The sequence below is a fragment of the Micromonospora sp. NPDC005220 genome (assembly GCF_040607895.1).
GTDB lineage: Bacteria > Actinomycetota > Actinomycetes > Mycobacteriales > Micromonosporaceae > Micromonospora.
This window is the reverse complement of record NZ_JBEXHP010000043.1, coordinates 1-17,756: the sequence shown is the minus strand read 5'-3', so window position 1 is coordinate 17,756 and position 17,756 is coordinate 1. Positions and strand designations below refer to the sequence as shown.

General features: G+C 71.1%; 15 protein-coding genes. 7 read left to right on the top strand and 8 right to left on the bottom strand.

The genetic code is table 11. The features are described 5' to 3' along the window. Positions 1 to 227 precede the first annotated feature (227 nt). Positions 228 to 1,790 (top strand): aldehyde dehydrogenase family protein, encoded by a 1,563-nt coding sequence (locus ABZU52_RS17765; RefSeq protein ID WP_354972097.1) that lies wholly within the window; start codon positions 228 to 230, stop codon positions 1,788 to 1,790. Positions 1,791 to 1,844: 54 nt separating this feature from the next. Here the strand turns inward: ABZU52_RS17765 and ABZU52_RS17760 are convergent, their stop codons facing one another. After that, positions 1,845 to 2,915 (bottom strand): GNAT family N-acetyltransferase, encoded by a 1,071-nt coding sequence (locus tag ABZU52_RS17760; protein WP_354972096.1) that lies wholly within the window; start codon positions 2,913 to 2,915, stop codon positions 1,845 to 1,847. Positions 2,916 to 3,005: 90 nt separating this feature from the next. Then, the gene (locus tag ABZU52_RS17755) at positions 3,006 to 3,707 is read right to left on the bottom strand and encodes an amino acid-binding protein (RefSeq protein WP_354972095.1); all 702 of its coding nucleotides are present in this window, start codon (positions 3,705 to 3,707) and stop codon (positions 3,006 to 3,008) included. A gap of 150 nt (positions 3,708 to 3,857) precedes the next feature. On the opposite strand from ABZU52_RS17755, the gene ABZU52_RS17750 reads away from it, so the two are divergent. Continuing rightward, positions 3,858 to 4,937 carry a phosphotransferase family protein gene (locus tag ABZU52_RS17750; protein ID WP_354972094.1) on the top strand — a complete coding sequence of 360 codons (1,080 nt, stop codon included), beginning with the start codon at positions 3,858 to 3,860 and terminating at the stop codon, positions 4,935 to 4,937. Continuing rightward, on the top strand, positions 4,937 to 6,148 hold the full coding sequence (locus ABZU52_RS17745; RefSeq protein WP_354972093.1) for an acyl-CoA dehydrogenase family protein: 1,212 nt from the start codon (positions 4,937 to 4,939) through the stop codon (positions 6,146 to 6,148). Before ABZU52_RS17750 ends, ABZU52_RS17745 begins: the two co-directional genes overlap by 1 nt. 175 nt (positions 6,149 to 6,323) lie before the next feature. On the opposite strand, the gene ABZU52_RS17740 is transcribed toward ABZU52_RS17745, so the two are convergent. From ABZU52_RS17740 to ABZU52_RS17715, 6 genes are all read right to left on the bottom strand, one after another. Beyond that, entirely contained in the window at positions 6,324 to 7,370 is a 1,047-nt protein-coding gene (locus tag ABZU52_RS17740) for a LacI family DNA-binding transcriptional regulator (protein WP_238671913.1), read from the bottom strand. 82 nt (positions 7,371 to 7,452) lie between these two features. Next, positions 7,453 to 8,874, bottom strand: a complete 1,422-nt coding sequence (locus tag ABZU52_RS17735) for a GH1 family beta-glucosidase (RefSeq protein WP_354972092.1) — start codon at positions 8,872 to 8,874, stop codon at positions 7,453 to 7,455. Continuing rightward, entirely contained in the window at positions 8,871 to 9,713 is an 843-nt protein-coding gene (locus ABZU52_RS17730) for a carbohydrate ABC transporter permease (protein ID WP_354972091.1), read from the bottom strand. The genes ABZU52_RS17735 and ABZU52_RS17730 overlap by 4 nt, the downstream gene beginning before the upstream one ends. A gap of 10 nt (positions 9,714 to 9,723) precedes the next feature. Then, positions 9,724 to 10,695 carry a sugar ABC transporter permease gene (locus tag ABZU52_RS17725; RefSeq protein WP_354972090.1) on the bottom strand — a complete coding sequence of 324 codons (972 nt, stop codon included), beginning with the start codon at positions 10,693 to 10,695 and terminating at the stop codon, positions 9,724 to 9,726. Positions 10,696 to 10,804: 109 nt separating this feature from the next. Then, positions 10,805 to 12,094, bottom strand: a complete 1,290-nt coding sequence (locus ABZU52_RS17720; RefSeq protein ID WP_354972089.1) for an extracellular solute-binding protein — start codon at positions 12,092 to 12,094, stop codon at positions 10,805 to 10,807. Positions 12,095 to 12,402: 308 nt separating this feature from the next. Beyond that, the gene (locus ABZU52_RS17715) at positions 12,403 to 12,966 is read right to left on the bottom strand and encodes a plasmid pRiA4b ORF-3 family protein (protein ID WP_354972088.1); all 564 of its coding nucleotides are present in this window, start codon (positions 12,964 to 12,966) and stop codon (positions 12,403 to 12,405) included. 150 nt (positions 12,967 to 13,116) lie between these two features. Between ABZU52_RS17715 and ABZU52_RS17710 the strand changes: the two genes are divergently transcribed. The 4 genes from ABZU52_RS17710 to ABZU52_RS17695 form a co-directional block, all read left to right on the top strand. Next, positions 13,117 to 13,863 (top strand): pyrimidine reductase family protein, encoded by a 747-nt coding sequence (locus ABZU52_RS17710; RefSeq protein ID WP_354972087.1) that lies wholly within the window; start codon positions 13,117 to 13,119, stop codon positions 13,861 to 13,863. Between the two features lie 148 nt (positions 13,864 to 14,011). After that, positions 14,012 to 15,766 (top strand): ATP-binding protein, encoded by a 1,755-nt coding sequence (locus tag ABZU52_RS17705; RefSeq protein WP_354972086.1) that lies wholly within the window; start codon positions 14,012 to 14,014, stop codon positions 15,764 to 15,766. 75 nt (positions 15,767 to 15,841) lie between these two features. Next, positions 15,842 to 16,990 (top strand): exonuclease SbcCD subunit D, encoded by a 1,149-nt coding sequence (locus ABZU52_RS17700; RefSeq protein ID WP_354972085.1) that lies wholly within the window; start codon positions 15,842 to 15,844, stop codon positions 16,988 to 16,990. Continuing rightward, positions 16,990 to 17,756 (top strand): SMC family ATPase (locus ABZU52_RS17695; RefSeq protein WP_354972084.1); only part of this gene is annotated, 767 nt, incomplete at its 3' end. The genes ABZU52_RS17700 and ABZU52_RS17695, both read left to right, overlap by 1 nt.

Sequence of the window (17,756 nt, the reverse complement as noted above, 5' to 3'; positions counted from 1 at the left end):
GGGTAACCACTGCGGACCATTTCACACCATCGATGTATATCGATAAATGCTTGATGTCTTCGCAGCTCACGGCAGGTGCTTCTGGAAAGATCCTCGCGCCGCTCGGACGCGTCGGAGGCCAGCCAGACAAACGTACTGTTGCTGACCCACTACCGGGCGCGAGACAGTACCGGTCACCAGCGGTGCCGTGGACGCCGCCGCTCCCCGGTCAACCCTGAGGAGAAGCGATGGCACTACGACTCGCCGACGGCACCGCCTGGACCGACATCCTGGCCCGCGCGGTGGCCGTCACCCCGGAGGCGTTCGGCCCCGAGGTCGACGGGGTCACCACCCTGCACAACCTGGTCGCTGGCGAATGGCGGGCGGTCGGCCAGCCCGCCGCGGTCCACACCCCGGTGGACAACACCGTCCTCGTCAACCTGCCCCGGCTCGACGCCGACACCGCACGCGCCGCGGTCGCCCACGCCGCCGCCGCACACCGGGCCTGGGCGCAGACCCCGCTCGCCGACCGCAAGGCCCGGGTCGCCGACGCCCTGGACTCGCTCACCGCCCACCGCGACCTGCTCGCCCTGCTGCTGGTCTGGGAGATCGGCAAACCGTGGCGGCTGGCCTGCGCCGACGTGGACCGGGCGCTCGACGGCGTCCGCTGGTACGCGGGCGAGATCGACCGGATGCTCACCGACCGCGAGCCGCTGCCCGGCCCGGTCAGCAACATCGCGTCGTGGAACTACCCGATGAGCGTGCTGGTGCACGCCGAACTGGTGCAGCTCCTGGCCGGCAACGCGGTCATCGCCAAGACGCCGTCCCAGGGCGGCGCGGTGTGCCTGACCGTCGCGCACGCGCTGATGCGCCGGGCCGGGCTGCCCGCCACGCTCATCTCCGGCAGCGGCGGGGAGCTGTCCGAGGTGCTGGTCCGGACACCCGAGATCGGCGCGGTGGCGTTCGTTGGCGGCCGGTCCAACGGCGGCAAGGTGGCCGCCGCGCTGCTCGACAGCGACAAACGGCACTTCATCGAGCAGGAGGGACTGAACGCCTGGGGCATCTGGAACTTCTCCCAGTGGGACCTGCTCGCCACCCACCTGAAGAAGGGCTTCGAGTACGGCAAGCAGCGCTGCACCGCGTACCCCCGGTTCGTGGTGCAACGCGACCTGGTCGACGAGTTCCTCGACATGTATCTGCCGGTCGTCCGCTCGGTCCGCTTCGGTCACCCGCTCGCCGTCGGCGACGACTGGGCCGCCGGCGACCCGCTGCCCGAGCTGGACTTCGGCCCGCTGATCAGCGCCGCCAAGGCCGACGAGCTGCGCCGCACTGTCGACGAGGCGGTCCGCGGCGGCGCGATCCCCCTGCACCGGGGCAAACTCACCGGCGCGCCGTTCCTACCCGGTCAGGACACCTCCGCGTACGTGGCGCCGTCGGTGCTGCTCGCCCCGCCCGGACGGTCCCGGCTGATGCACGCCGAGCCGTTCGGGCCGGTCGACACGATCGTCGTGGTGGACACCACCGACGAGCTGCTGGCCGCGATGAACGCCTCCAACGGCGCGTTGGTGGCCTCGCTGGCCTGCGACGACACCGACGAGGCCGGCAAGCTCGCGGTGGACCTCCAGGCGTTCAAGGTGGGCATCAACAGGCCACGCTCGCGCGGTGACCGGGACGAGCCGTTCGGCGGCCGGGGCGCCTCCTGGAAGGGCGCGTTCGTCGGCGGCGACCTGCTGGTGCACGCCGTCACCGTCGGCGGCGACGGCCGCCTCTACGGCAACTTCCCCGACTACAACAGCTACCCCACCACCTGATCGCCACCGGGAGAGGGCCCCTGGTGGACGCTCGGCGCACACCAGGGGCTTCCGCTAAGGCGTGCAGAACGCGCCCGTCCGGTCCGCCGGGGCGGCGACAACGAGCGGCACGGTGAGGGTGAGCAGCCCGCCGTCACGCTCCACAGCGGTGGGCCGGCCCAGCCGCCGCAGCGTACGCAGCATCGGATCGTTGATGGCCTGCACGTGCAGCACCAGCGCCGCGTACCCGGACCGGTCGGCGTGCTGAACCAACCGGCGCAGCAACGCCGAGCCGAGCCCGCGCCGCTGCCAGTCGTCCCGCACCAGCAGCGCCACCTCAGCCTCGTCGCCCTCGCCGAGCAGGTTCGCCATGGCGACCACCGACTCGGCCGTGCCGTCGGAGCCGGTGGTCGTGGCGATCAGCGTCAGCCCTCGGCTCGGCTCCAACAGCCGACGCAGGCGGGCCGGCGGCGGCAGCGCCGCCCCGCCCAGATAGCGCCGCTGCCGGCTGCGCGGTGAGCACGCCTCGTGCAGCTCCAGTACGCCCGGCAGATCGTGGACGCTGGTCGGCCGGACAGCCACCTCCGCGTCGTCGGGCAGCACCAGCGTGACCTGTTCGGCGGCCCGCCGCGCCACCGTGGCGGCCAACTCGACCAGGGCCTGCGCCCGCGCGTACTCCGCCGGGGTGAAGTCGGGCGCGGCCCGGCGCAGCGCGAACGAACCGCCCGCCGGGTCGGCCAGCAGCATGCCGGCCCCGCTGATGCCTCGTTCGACGCCGACCGGCGCCGGTCGCCAGCTGACGACGTCGGCAGCGAGCAGGGTCCGCAACGCCTCGCCCGTCGCGTCCGGGTCACGCACCAGCCGGTTGGCCAGCCCGAGCACCCGGGTGGGCTGGTCGGCCAGGCCACGCGCCTCGCTGCGCGCCACCCAGCAGTCCCGGCCCCGACCCCGCTCGACGGCGGCGATCAGCTCGGCCTCGTCGAGCGCGTCCGGCGCGTCGACCAGGAAGTCGTCCACCGCGCCCTGCTCGGTGGGCTGCACCTGCACGGTGAGGATGTTGACCCCGCGCAGCGCGAGGCTCGCCGTGAGCACCGACAGGTAACCCGGCCGGTCGTCCACCGTCGCTCGAATCCGCCACAACGTCATGGTTGGCTCCCTTCCCCGGTAAGAGCCTCACCCCGGCCTGTTGCCGCCCGGTTGCCCGGCGGTGTCGGACCGGGAACTCCTCGGGCCGGTTCAGGGGCCGGCGATCACCGGCGGCGCGCCCACGAGATCGAGTCGGTCACCGAGGATCACCGCGCAGGCGCGGACGAGCTGGGTGAGCCGATCCACCTCGGTGCTGTGGAACGCCGCGGCGGAAAGGGTCTCGCTGCGCTCGCGGGCCACCACCATCACCAGGCCCGCCCGGCCGAACGGCGCGATCGCGTGGTGGGTGCCGTCGGGTGTGGTCATCGACCGACCGCGCAGCGGGGTCACCTCCGGCAACCGCAGGGGTACGGGAGCACGCCAGCTCGCGTGCCCCACGGTCGCCCCGCCACCCCCGGTCCGCGAGGCCCAGTCGACAGGCACCACAGCGGCCACGGCCCAGTCGGCGGCCAGCAGCCCAGGCACCGCGTCGACCAGGGTGGCCAACCCGTCGGCCGGGTTCGCCGCGACCTGGGCCAACAGCTCCGCGTCCTGGCCGGTGGTGGTGGGCGCGCCGATCGCCCGCCACACGCCGTCCACCCGCACGCCCGGTATCGCCGCGAGGCCAGCCAGCAGCCGCTCCACCCGCGCCGCGCCCGGCCAGACGACAGTGAAGTCGTCCACCGCGCGCCCGCCGAGCCGTTCGAGGACCACCACCTGGACGATGTCCGCCCCGGAGACGCCCAATGTGCGGGCGACCTGGCCGAGGGTGCCCGGACGGTCCGGCAGGGTGACCCGAACTCGCAGCAACATGTCTGTCCCTCCGCTCGGCGGGCCGGCGAAAGAGCGGCCGGCAGGCTGGTCCCAGCCTGGACGTTGACCATTTCGTCCCTGTTGCAGGGGCATGTCCCGACCGGAAATTCTGACCTTGACAACGTGAACGGGCTGCCATCAACTAGTCGGATGAGTGATCCGGCCGTGAATGCGTCGCGGCCGGCGGCCGTCCCGGCCTCCCCAGCGGGGCTGGACCTGGGCAGACTCGCCGACCATCTGGCGCAGCACCGACCCGAGCTGGCCACCGGGCCGCTGCGGGCCCAGCTGATCGCGGGCGGCAAGTCCAACCTCACCTACCTGCTGCGCCTCGGCGACCGCGAGGTCGTGCTGCGCCGCCCTCCGCTGGGGCACGTGCTGGCGACCGCACACGACATGGGCCGCGAGTTCCGGGTCATCTCGGCGCTGGCACCGACCGAGGTGCCGGTCCCGGGCGCGCTGCTGCTCTGCACCGACCCCGAGGTGATCGGCGCGCCGTTCTACCTGATGGAGCGGGTGCCCGGCGAGGTGTTCCGCACCCGGGCGCAGACCGACCCGCTGGGCGACGAGCGCCGCCGGGCCCTGGCCATGGCGATGATGGACACCCTCGCCGCGCTGCACAGCGTCGAGCCGTCCACCGTCGGGTTGGCTGACTTCGGCCGCCCGGAGGGCTACCTCGCCCGGCAGGTCCGCCGCTGGGCCGGGCAGCTCGACCGCTCCCGCAGCCGCCCGCTGCCCGGCATCGACGAGCTGCGTGACCTGCTCGCGGCGACCGCCCCGGAGGGCGCGAACGCCGGCCGGATCGTGCACGGCGACTACCGGCTGGACAACCTCCTCGCCTCGGCCGACCCGGTCGCCGTGCACGCGGTGCTCGACTGGGAGATGGCCACCCTCGGCGACCCCCTCGCCGACCTGGGGCTGTTGCTGACCTACTGGGACGTGCTCGGCGGCAGCGACACCGCCGCCGGCAACCCGGTCGCCGACGGGCTCGGCCCGCGCGCCGGCTTCCCCACCGGCAGTGAGCTGATCGACCGGTACGCCGGGCGCAGCGACGTGGACGTCGGGCCACTGCACTGGCACGTGGCGCTGGGCTGTTTCAAACTCGCGGTCATCTGCGAGGGCATCCACTACCGGCACACGCTCGGGCAGACCCTCGGCGAGGGCTTCGACCGGATCGGCGAGATGGTGGCACCGCTGGTCACACACGGGCTGACCGCCGCCAGGGAGCGGTGATGGACTTCTCATACGACGCCCGGACCGAGGAGCTGCGCGACGAGCTGACCCGGTTCCTGACCGAGCACGTCTACCCGGCCGAGGCCGTGCACGCCGAGCAGGTGGTTGCCGGGGACCCGTGGTCGCGTACCCCGGTGTTGGCCGAGCTGAAGGCGGAGGCCCGCAAGCGCGGCCTGTGGAACCTGTTCCTGCCCGACCCGCGCTACGGCGCCGGCCTGACCAACCTCCAGTACGCTCCCCTGGCCGAGCTGACCGGGCGCAGCCCGCACCTCGCGCCGGAGGCGGTCAACTGCGCGGCACCGGACACCGGCAACATGGAGTTGCTGGCCGAATTCGGCTCGGAGGCGCAGCGGCAACGCTGGCTGATGCCGCTGCTGGAGGGTGAGATCCGCTCGGCGTTCTGCATGACCGAGCCGGACGTGGCGTCCTCCGACGCCACCAACATCGCCACCCGGATCACCCGCGACGGCGACGAGTACGTGATCAACGGGCGGAAGTGGTGGTCGTCCGGCGCCATGGACCCGCGCTGCGAGATCTTCATCGTGATGGGCAAGACCGACCCCACCGCGGAACGGCACCGCCAGCAGAGCATGGTGCTGGTCCCCCGGGACACCCCCGGGGTGACCGTACGCCGGGGGATGACCGTCTTCGGCTACACCGACGGTTCGCACGGCGGGCACGCCGAGATCGACTTCACCGACGTCCGGGTGCCGGCGGAGAATCTGATCGGCGCCGAGGGCACCGGCTTCGCCATCGCCCAGGCCCGGCTGGGTCCGGGCCGGATCCACCACTGCATGCGATTGATCGGAATGGCTGAACGGGCACTGGAGCTGCTCTGCCGCCGGGCCAACGAGCGGATCGCCTTCGGCCGCCCGCTGGCCGAGCAGGGCGTGGTCCGGGAGTGGATCGCCGAGTCGCGGGTGCGCATCGAGCAGGCCCGGCTGCTGGTGCTCAAGACGGCCTGGCTGATGGACACCGTCGGCAACAAGGGCGCGCACACCGAGATCCAAGCCATCAAGATCGGCACGCCGGCGATGGCGGAGTGGGTGATCGACAAGGCCATTCAGGGGTACGGCGGCGCCGGCGTCAGCCAGGACACGCCACTGGCCGCCCTGTGGGCGCAGACCCGCACCCTGCGCCTCGCCGACGGCCCCGACGAGGTCCACCGCAACTCCCTGGCCAAACGCGAACTCCGCCGCTGGGCCAGCTAACCCCCACCCCCGCCTGCCCCCGCACCACCCCCGCCCACTCCCGCACCACTCCCGCACCACTCCCGTTGATCATGAAGTTGTTGTCGCGACACGCCGCCGAAAGTGGCAATAACTTCATGATCAACGGGGGTCAGCCGGCCGGGGGGCCGGGAAGCCCGGGGGTGGGGGGTGGGGGTTAGGCGGAGGCGCGGTGGACCAGTTGGGTGTCCAGGAGGATGTGCGAGGCGGGTAGCTCCTCGCCCCGGATCCGGGCCACCAGCAGGCGGGCCATCTGCCGGCCCATCTCCTCCACCGGCTGGAAGACAGTGGTCAACGGCGGCTCCGCCCGCAGGGCGATCGTGGCGTCGTCGAAGCCGATCACCGCGACGTCCTGCGGCACCCGCCGGCCGGCCTCGCGCAGGGTACGCAGCGCGCCGAACGCCATCAGGTCGGAGGCGACGAAGACCGCGTCCAGGTCCGGGCAGGCGTCCAGCAGCCGACGCATGGCGGCCGCGCCGCTGCCCTCGCTGAAGTCGCCGTACGCGATCAGGTCGGGGTTGACGCCGGCTCCGGTGGCCTTGACCGCCTCGGTGTAGCCGGTCAACCGGGCCAGGCCGACGCCCATGTCCTGCGTTCCGGCGATGGTGGCGATGCGTCGCCGCCCCTGCCTGGCCAGGTACTCCACCGCCTGCCGGGCTCCGCCAACGTTGTCCACGTCGACGAACCAGGCCGGTTGGGCGCCGGGTTGCAGCATGCGGGCGGGCCGACCGCCGAGCACGGCGGGCAGACCGCGCTCCTCCAGCAGCGTCGGCAGCGGGTCGGAGTCGTGCAACGACAGCAGCAGTACGCCGTCGACGTGCTGGTTGGTGAGGTGGTGCTCGACGCGCTCCCGCTCCACCGGCGACTGCGCCATGGCCAGCCAGAGCTGCATCGGCGTCTCCAGCAGCCCGGAGCTGATCCCCCGCACGATCGCGGCGAAGAACGGCTCGGTGAAGACCCGCTCGCCGGATTCGGACACCACCAGCGCGACCGAGTCGGTCCGCTGGGTGACGAGCGCACGGGCGGCCCGGTTCGGCACGTACCCCAGCTCGGCGATGGCCTGTTGGACAGCGGCCCGGGCCTCCGGGCTGACCTGGGGCGAGCCGTTGACCACGCGGGAGACCGTGCCCCGGCCGACGCCGGCACGCGCCGCGACCGCGTCGAGGGTCGGGCGCCCGAGCGACCGGGTGCGCTGCGTTGTCATCGTCTGCTCCTCCGACGGCGGGCGGACCCGGCGCCACCTGCGGGAGGTGGACGCCGGGGCCGTCCTGATGGCTGGCCCGAGCCTATTGTGCGGCCAGACCGTTGCGCCGGATCACCGAGGCGTACCACTTGGCGCTGGACTTGGGGGTGCGGACCTGGCTGTCATAGTCGACGTGGATCATGCCGAACCGCTTGGTGTAGCCCCAGGCCCACTCGAAATTATCCATCAACGACCAGGCAAAGTATCCCCGCAGGGGCACTCCCGCGTCGATCGCCTCGTGCGCGGCGCGCAGGTGGGCCTCGAAATAGGCCAGCCGATCGACGTCGTCGACCTGCCCGTCGACCACCGAGTCGACGAACGCGGAGCCGTTTTCGGTGACGTACAGGGGCAGATCGGTGTAGCCGTGCACCCGGCGCAGCGTCTCGGTCAGACCCGGGGCGTCGATCTCCCAGCCCATGTCGGTGACGGGAACGCCACGGGTGACGAAGCGGACGTCCTCGCTGCCCGGCCAGCACGAGGGGGCCGGGTCGACCGGGTCGCCCTCGACCGCCGCGGCGACCACGTGCCGGCTGTAGTAGTTGACGCCAACCAGGTCCAGCGGTGTGGAGATGGTCGCCAGGTCGCCGTCGCGCACGTGGTCGAAGTCGGTCACCGTGCTGAGGTCGGCCACCAGGTCCTCCGGGTACGACCCGCGCAGCAGCGGGTCCAGGAAGAACCGGTTGGCCAGCCCGTCGATCCGCCGGGCGGCGTCGACGTCGGCGGGGGTGTCGCTGGCCGGGTCGACCGGGTACAGGTTGACGGTCACGCCCACCTCGGCGGCCGGGCGGGCGGCCCGCAGAGCCTGCACGGCCAGGCCGTGACCGAGCATCAGGTGGTGTCCGGCGCGCACCGCGTCCGCTCCGTTGGTGCGGCCGGGCGCGTGTACGCCGGAGCCGTAGCCGAGGAACGCCGAGCACCACGGCTCGTTCAGCGTGGTCCAGTAGCGCACCCGGTCACCGAGCGCGTCGGCCACCAGTGTCGTGTAGTCGGCGAAGCGGGCCGCGGTGTCCCGGGCCGGCCAGCCGCCGGCGTCTTCCAGCGGCTGCGGCAGATCCCAGTGGTAGAGGGTGAGCCACGGCTCGATGCCGTTGGCCAGCAACTTGTCGACCAGTCGCCGGTAGAAGTCCAGGCCGCGCGGGTTGGCCGCGCCGGTGCCGCCGGGCTGCACCCGGGACCAGGAGACCGAGAAACGGTACGACTTCAGGCCCAGCTCGGCCATCAGCGCGATGTCGTCGCCGAGGCGGTGGTAGTGGTCGCACGCCACGTCCCCGGTGTGCCCGGCGAGGACCCGACCCTCGGTGTGGCTGAAGGTGTCCCAGATCGACGGGGCGCGGCCGTCCTCGGCCGCCGCCCCCTCGATCTGGTACGCCGCCGTCGCGGCCCCCCAGAGGAATCCGGGCGGAAAGGTCAGCCCGGGGCGCTCGTCGAGGACGTCGACGGCGGGTGGGCTGGCGGGGTTGCTCACGACTTGACGGCACCTTCCATGATCCCGCCGATGATCTGGCGGCCGAACACGAGAAACACGATTACCAGGGGGATGGTGCCGATCGCCGTGGCGGCGAACACCTGGGAGTAGTCGGTGTAGTAGGCGTACGAGAGGAAGGAGAGCGAGACCTGCAGGGTCGGGTTCTCCGGGGTGAGGATGGCGTACGGCCAGAGGAACGAGTTCCAGGTCTCCATGAAGGTCAGCAGACCGAGGACGCCGGCGGCGGGACGCAGCGCGGGCAGCACGATGCTCCAGTAGATCCGGAACGTGCTCGCCCCGTCGACGCGCCCGGCCTCGATCAGCTCGTCGGAGATCGCCTGGCTGGCGTACTGCCGCATCATGAACACGCCGAAGGCGCTGACCAGGAACGGCACGGTGACCGCGTAGAGGGTGTCGTACCAGCCCAGGTCCTGCATCATGCCCCAGAGCGGGATGAGCCCCATCTGGGTTGGGATCATCATGGTGACGATGATCGCCAGCAGGAGGGCGTTGCTGCCCCGGAACTTCAGCTTGGCGAAGGCGAACCCGGCCAGCGAACCGGTGAGCACCACCGACAGGGTGACCACCGAGGAAACGATGATCGAGTTCATCATGCCGGTGAGGAAGTTGGCGGCGTCGTTGTCGAGCACCCGCCCGAAGTTGTCACCGAACGCGCCACCGGGGGTCAGCGGCGGCGGCACGTCGTTGATGTTGTCCAGGCTGCGGCTGCCGATCACCAGCATGTAGTAGAACGGGTAGATCGACAGCAGCGCCGCCAGGACGAGCGCCACGTAGGTCAACGGGCTGGTGCGCCACAGGCGCTGGGAAGCCGAGATCATCGATCTCTCCTCACTTCGCCGAGCGGCGGACGAGTAGGAAGTTGAACAGCGACACCACGACGATGATCATGAAGATGGCCCAGGCGACCGCGGCGCCGTAGCCGGCGGTGTTCAGGTTCACGATGCCCATCTCGTACATGTACATGGCCAGTGTCTGGAACTCCCGCTGGTTGCCGCCGATGATGTTGCCGTTGGCGAAGAGCAGGGGCTCGGTGAAGAGCTGCATGCCGCCGATCGTGGACAGGATCACCACGAAGATGAAGGTGGGCTTGAGCATGGGCAGGGTGATCTGCCAGAACTGTCGCCACGGGCTGGCACCGTCGATCTCCGCGGCCTCGTAGAGGTCCTTCGGGATCGCCTGCATGCCGGCGAGCAGGATCAGGGTGTTGTACCCGGTCCACCGCCAGTTGACCATGGAGGAGATCGCCATCCAGGAACTCCACCGGTGCCCGTCCCAGTCGACAGCGTCGACACCGACGAGGCTGAGCAACCAGTTGAACAGGCCGAACTCCCGCTGGAACAGCATCCCGAAGACGATCGCGACAGCAGCCACCGACACCACGTTCGGCATGAAGATGGCCATCCGGAAGAAGGTCTTGGCGCGCAGGAAGGTCCGGTTGAGCAGGTTCGCCAGGAAGAGGGCGAGCAACAACTGCGGGATGGTCGACAGGGCGAAGATGCCGAACGTGTTGACCAGCGCGTTCCAGAAGTACTCGTCGGAGAACAGCCGGGTGTAGTTGTCGAAGCCGATGAACGAGTGCTCGCCGATCATGTCCCAGTCGTGCAACGACATCCAGGCGGTGCGCAGCATCGGGTACAGCCCGAATACGCCGAAGATCAGGAAGAACGGGGCGATGTAGAGGTACGGCGAGTACTTGACATCGAGGCGGTTGAGTAACCTTCCCCGGCGCTGCCGGGAAGGGAGATCGGGAGAAGGCGGTGCTGCTGGCGACGGCGGTGCCGTCGTGGCCGACAGGCTCATGCGAATGTCCTTTTCCGGCGAGGCCCGGGGGCCCTCGCGCAGGGCGCTACGCGGAGGGGACCGGCCGGTGGCGTCCGGGAAGTCCCGAACGCCACCGGCAGGGAATCACTCAGAAGGCACCCTGAGTCTTTGCGTCCTTCGTGAACTGCTCCCAGGCCTTCGCCTTGTCAGCCTGCCCGTTCTCGAACGCCCGCAGGGCCGGCTCGAGCGCGTTCTCCTTCACCGCCTGGTGCTTCGGACCCAGGTGGATCGGCTGGATCTTGGCGACGCTCTCCCCGAAGATCTTGCCGGTCGGCGCGTTGCTGAAGTACTCGTTGGTGTAGCTGAGGAACGCGTCGTTCTTCAGCGCCTCCAGGTTGGTGGGCAGCGGGCCCTTGAGCTTGAAGGCCTCCACCTGGCTCTTGGCGTTGGTGAGGTACTCGGCGAGCTTCGCCGCCTCCTTCGGGTACTTGCTCTGCGCCGGAACCGCGAGCCACGAGCCGCCCCAGTTACCGCCGCCGCCCGGCACGGCCGCGACGTCCCACTTGCCCTTGTTGGCCGGACCCGAGTTGTCCGAGACGATGCCGAGCATCCAGGACGGGCAGAAGGTGGCCGCGAAGGTGCCCTGCTTGAAGCCACCCGACCACTCCGGCGACCAGGTGCCCGCCTTGGCGGAGATGTCCGCCATCGACGTGGCGGTGTCCCAGGCGTTCTTCACCGCGGGGCTGGTGTCCGCGATGATATTGTCTTCCTTGTCGTAGAACAGGTCCCCGTTGCCCTGGAAGAGCACGCCGTTGGAGACGGCGGTGATGGAGTCGATGAACGCCTTGCCGCCGCTGCCCTGCTTGTACTTCAGACCGGCGTCGTGGAAGCCCTTCCAGTCCGGCCAGAGCGCCGACACCTGGTCGCGCTCGGTGGGCAGGCCGGCCGCCTGGAACAGGTCCTTGCGGTAGCAGACGGCGAGGCTGCCGACGTCGGTCGGCAGGCCGATCAGCCGACCGTCCGGCGCCTTGCCCAGCTCCCACTTCCAGGGCAGGAACTCCTTGGAGTGGTCGGCGACCAGCGGGGTGAGGTCGGCCCAGTTGCGCGCGTTGGGCTTGAACTCGTTGAGGATGCCCTCTTCCAGGGCGGTGACGTCCGCCGCGCCCTTGCCGGTGGCCAGGTAGCGGACCAGCTTCGGCCGGTACTCACCGAGCTGCGCGGTCTTGCGCAGCTCGACCTTGATGCCGGTGTCCTTCTCGTACTGCTTGACAAGCTCGTCGTAACCGAATTCGCCGAAGGTGTCGACGACCAGCTTGGCCGGCTTCTCGCCGGCCGCCGGCTTTTCGTCGTCGTTGCCGCAGGCCGCGAGACCGCCGATTGCGGTGATCGCGGCCAGGGCAGCGGCCGCCAGGCGGGTACGCCGCGTGGTGACACTCATGCGCTGACCCCTCTTTCCGGTGGTGAGGCTGGGTGGTTGTGGTGGGGGGTGTCTCATCGCGCCAGGCCGGGGATGCGTGAGTGACCCATGCCACCTCCGGGAGCGCTCCCATGAGATTGCCGGCGGGTAACGGGAGTGTCAATAGGACGTTGGGAGCGTTCCCAGATCGTTACCGCTGACCGCTCGCGCCCCGCCCACCCCCCCCACACCCCCCGCCCCACCCCTGGTGATCAAGAGGTTTCGGTCAGAAAACACCGCTCCGCTGACACAAACTTCTTGATCAACAAGGCGGGCCGCGGGGGCCGCGGTCAGCAGAAGCGGCGGAGGAGGGTGGTTGCGCGGGTGGGGTCGAAGCGGGACGGGTCGAAGGTCGAACCCGCCCAGTCGCGCAGCATCGCGTGGCGGGAGCTGACCAGGTCGGCCGTAGTGCCCTCGTCGTCCAACGCCTCCAGCAGCGCCTGGTAGTTCAACGGCCCGCCGACACCCTCCGGCGGGCAGGCCCGCTCGCCGGCCAGGCAGACCGGGTACCGCTCGTCGGGGTCAGCGGTCAACGCGTCCTCCACGACCAGGTCGTGCTCCCACCAGTCGCCGAAGTCGTACGTGTAGGAGAACCGGCTGCCCTTGCCGAGTACCGCGTCGAGCCGCACGTTCAACTCGTCGTGCAGCGCCAGTTCGCCGTCCGGGTCGGGCTCGCCGTACTGCACCGCGTCGATCTCGAACGAGTGCAGGTGGCAGTCCCGCCAACCCATCGCGTGCTGCACCACCCGGTGCAGCCGGTCCAGCGTGTAACCGGCCGGCACGAGCACCCGGCGCCACACCGGCGGGCGGGTCCCGGCAAGGGACATCTTCAGCTGGAAGATCTGACGCGGCATGCTGTCCTGTCCTCCCGCGGCTTAGGCTGCGAGCATGATCTGCCGAGCGTGCCGGGCCCGGCGACACGACGACTGCCCGGGCCGGAACTGGTGCGACTGCCAGCACCGTACCGCCGAACCCACCCCTCCGGTCACCGGTCCGGCCGGCGAATGACCGTCAAAATTCCGATCCGACGGCTCTGGCCCGAGCCGTCCACACAGCCACTCGACGACGCCGCGCTGACCGACCTCTACGGCCGCGCCGACCAGCCCCGACTGCGGGTGAACTTCGTGGCCAGCCTGGACGGCGCGGTCACCGTGGACGGCTACTCCGCCGGGCTCTCCGGCGAGCCGGACAAGCGGGTGTTCGGCCTGCTGCGGATGGTCTGCGACGCGCTCGTGGTGGCCGCCGGCACACTGCGCCACGAGGGGTACCGGGCGGTCCGGCTCAACGAGCGTCGCCGCGCCTGGCGTCTGGCCAACGGGCTGGCCGAGTACCCCACGCTTGTGGTCGTCTCCGGTTCGCTCGACCTGGACCCGGCGCAGGCCGCCTTCGCCGACGCGCCGACCCGCCCGATCGTGCTGACCCATGCCGACGCCGCACCACCGCCCGGCCTCACCGACGTCGCCGACCTGCTGCGCTGCGGCACCGAACGGGTCGACCTGGCCGCCGGCCTCGCCGCACTGCACCGACGCGGGCTCACCCAACTGCTCTGCGAGGGCGGCCCGCACCTGTTCGGCGCGCTCACCGCCGCCGACCTGGTGGACGAGCTGTGCCTCACCGTCTCGCCGCTGCTCGCCGGGCCCGGGCCGGGCCGGATCACCGCCGGCGACACCGCGCCACCCCGACATCTGCCACTGCGACACGTGCTCGCCGCCGAGGACGGTGTCCTCCTGCTCCGCCACGCCCGCCGGTAACCCGCCGTCGTCTGCTCACACACCCACCGTCGTCGGTGTGACGGCGCACGGTGTCGTCCGCCGCGTCGCGTGGCGACCTGTCGTACTCCTCGGGCAGGATGCACAGCATGCTTCCCGACCGTGCTGCCCGAGCGACCCGAGTCGCCCGATGACCGACGCCGACCTCGACAGCCCTGGCGAGGCGGTCGGGCGGGTGCTGGGCACCGCCGACGCCACCCCGTTGCAGTTCTGGACGGCCGTGGCGCCCGGCAGCTACCTCCAGCTCGACGACGTGGTGGTCACCCGCCGGGAGCTGCCGGACCGGGAGCCGGTGACGATCGCCGGGGTGGTCACCCAGGTCCGCGCCCGGCACGAGGGCGCCCAGTTCGACTCCGACGTGTTCGCCATCGCCGACGGCACGCTGCCCGCGCAGGTGCAGGAGGCGGCCGAGGTCACCACCACCCGGGTCGATCCCGAGCTGTACGTGCCGCCGACCCCGGGCGCTGTGGTGCACCGGGCCGAGGGCGACGCGCGGGCGCGCGCGCTGCACTTCGACCGGATGGAGCGGCGCATCCCGATGGGGATGGGCCGGGACGGTGTCCCGGTCTATCTCAACGCCGACTTCCTCGACGGCAGCCGGGGCGCGCACGTCTCCATCTCCGGCATCTCCGGGGTGGCCACCAAGACCAGCTTCGCCACCTTCCTGCTCTACTCGGTGTTCCGCTCCGGGGTGCTGGGCGGCGACGCGGTCAACGCCAAGGCGCTGATCTTCAACGTCAAGGGTGAGGATCTGCTCTTCCTGGACCACCCCAACACCCGCCTCGACGAGCCGACCCGGGCGGCGTACGCGAAGCTCGGCCTGAGCGCCGGCGCCTTCCCCGACGTGCGGGTGTACGCCCCGCCCCGGGCCGGCGACGCAGCCGGCACGCCGGATGTGAGCAGCCGGCTCACCGGCGTCGACAGCTTCTACTGGACGCTGAGCGAGTTCTGCACCGACCGCCTGCTGCCGTACGTCTTCGCCGACGCCGACGACGAGCGCCAGCAGTACACGATGGTGGTCCACTCGGTGGCCGCGCACCTGGCCCGCTACGCCCAACCGGCCGACGGTGGGGTGAGCATCGACGGAGTCCGGCTCGGCTCCTACGGCGATCTGGTCGACCACATCGTCGACCAGCTCAACGACGACGAGACCCGCTCCGACTGGGCGGGCAGCGCTGTCGGTCTGGGCACCGTCAACGCGTTCGCCCGGCGGTTGATCGGCAGCAAGAAGGACCTGGCCCGGCTGATCCGTGGCGACCTGGCGGCCCGCCGCCCGCACTCGATCAACACCAGCGAGTCGGCGCAGGTCACGGTGGTCGACCTGCACAACCTTCCGGACCGGGCGCAGCGGTTCGTGGTCGGTGTGACGCTGAAGAGCGAGTTCGAGCGCAAGGAGAAGTCCGGCACCGCCAAGCCGCTGCTCTTCGTCGTCCTCGACGAGCTCAACAAGTACGCCCCCCGGGAGGGCTCCTCGCCGATCAAGGAGGTCCTGCTGGACATCGCCGAGCGGGGCCGCTCGCTCGGGGTGATCCTGATCGGCGCCCAGCAGACGGCGAGCGAGGTGGAGCGGCGGATCGTCACCAACTCGGCGATCCGGGTGGTCGGCCGGCTCGACCCGGCCGAGGCGTCCCGCCCGGAGTACGGTTTCCTGCCGCCCGCGCAGCGGCAGCGGGCGTTGCTGGCAAAGCCGGGCACCATGTTCGTCAACCAGCCGGACATCCCGGTGCCGCTCTGCCTGGAGTTCCCGTTCCCGGCCTGGGCCACCCGGGTCTCCGAGGCGGGCCGGGCACCATCGGAGACGCTGCGCTCGATCACCCAGTCCGCCGACCCGTTCGCCGTGGTGGGCTCCGGCGGCGGCAGCACCGACGACGACATCCCGTTCTAGGTAGGGGCCAGCACAGGTGAGCGCGAGGAGTGAGCTTGCGAGCCCCGCAGTCGCGAACGGAAGGCAAGCACAGCCATGAAGATCCTGCACACCTCCGACTGGCACGTGGGAAAGGTGCTCAAGGGGCAGTCCCGGTCCGACGAGCACAAGGCCGTGCTGGCCGGGGTGATCGAGATCGCCCGTGCCGAACAGCCGGATCTGGTGATCGTCGCCGGTGACCTCTACGACACCGCCGCACCCAGTTCGGAGGCGACCCGCCTGGTCACCCGGGCGTTGACGGCGCTGCGGCGGACCGGCGCGGACGTGGTGGCGATCGGCGGAAACCACGACAACGGGCCCGCGCTGGACGCGCTGCGCCCGTGGGCCGATGCCGCCGGCATCACCCTGCGCGGCGGGGTACGGGAAGACCCGGACGAGCACGTCATCGACGGCACCACCGCCGGCGGCGAGCGGTGGCGGCTGGCCGCGTTGCCGTTCCTGTCCCAGCGGTACGCGGTGCGCGCGTTGGAGATGTACGAGCTGACCGCCGCGGAGACCAACCAGACGTACGCCGACCACCTGGGCCGGGTGCTGGGGCGACTGACCGAGGGTTTCACCGAACCGGACCGGGTGCACCTGGTCACCGCGCATCTGACGGTGACCGGCGCGGCCACCGGTGGCGGCGAGCGGGACGCGCACACCGTGTTGGGCTACGCCGTTCCCGCCACCGTCTTCCCGGCCACCGCGCACTACGTGGCGCTGGGTCACCTGCACCGGGCGCAGCGGGTCGCGGGCCCCTGCCCGGTGCGGTACAGCGGCAGCCCACTCGCTGTCGACTTCGGTGAGCAGGAGAACATCCCCTCGGTGACGATTGTCGAGGTGACGGCCAGCACCGCCGCCCGGGTGCGGGAGGTGCCGGTGACGGCGGCGAGCGCGTTGCGGACGGTGCGGGGCACCCTGGCCCAGCTCGCCGAGATCGAGGCACCGGACGCGTGGCTGCGGGTGTACGTGCGGGAGCAACCCCGCGCCGGCCTGCGCGAGGAGGTCCAGGAGCTGCTCCCCCGGGCCCTGGAGATCCGGATCGACCCGGAGCTGTTGGCCGCGCCGGGCAGTGGGGCGCGGATCGCCCAGCGTTCGGGGCGTTCGCCCCGGGAGTTGTTCGCCGACTACCTGGACAGCCGGGGCCACGCCGACGAGGGTGTCCGGGAGCTCTTCGACGAGCTTTTCGAGGAGGTCGAGCACTGATGCGTCCGATGCGGTTGGACATGGCCGGGTTCACGGTCTTCCGGGACGAGACCACCGTCGACTTCACCGACGCGGACTTCTTCGCGCTGATCGGCCCGACCGGTTCGGGTAAGTCCACCGTGCTGGACGCCATCTGCTTCGCCCTCTACGGCATGGTGCCCCGGTGGGGCGGCGCCCGTGGGTTGGCGAACGCGCTCGCGCCGTCGGCGACCGAGGCGCGGGTGCGGTTGGTCTTCGAGTCCGGCGGTGCCCGGTACGTGGCGACCCGGGTGGTCCGCCGGGACGGCCGGGGCAACGTGAAGACCGCGAACGCCGGGTTGCAGCTGATGCCGGCCGGCTTCGACGTGACCAAACTGGACACCGGTCTGAGCCCGGACGACCTCGGCGAGGTGGTGGCCGGCACCCCCGCCGAGATGGAGCAGGCGGTGCTGGAGGCGGTTGGGCTGCCGTACGAGCAGTTCACCAGCTGTGTGGTGCTACCGCAGGGGCAGTTCGCCGATTTCCTGCACGCCAAGCCGGCGACGCGGCAGCAGATCCTGGTCAACCTGCTGGGCCTCGGCGTCTACGAGGACGTACAGAAGAAGGCGACGGCGCGCGCCGCGCAGGCGGAGGCCCGGCTGGAGGCGGTCGACCAGGTGCTCGCCGGGTTGACCGGCGTGGACGACGACGCGTTGGCCGAGGCCGACGCCCGGGTCGACCGGATGGCCGAGCTGGCGGCCGCGGTGGCCGAGGCGGTGCCGGAGCTGGCGGCGGCCCGGGTCACCGC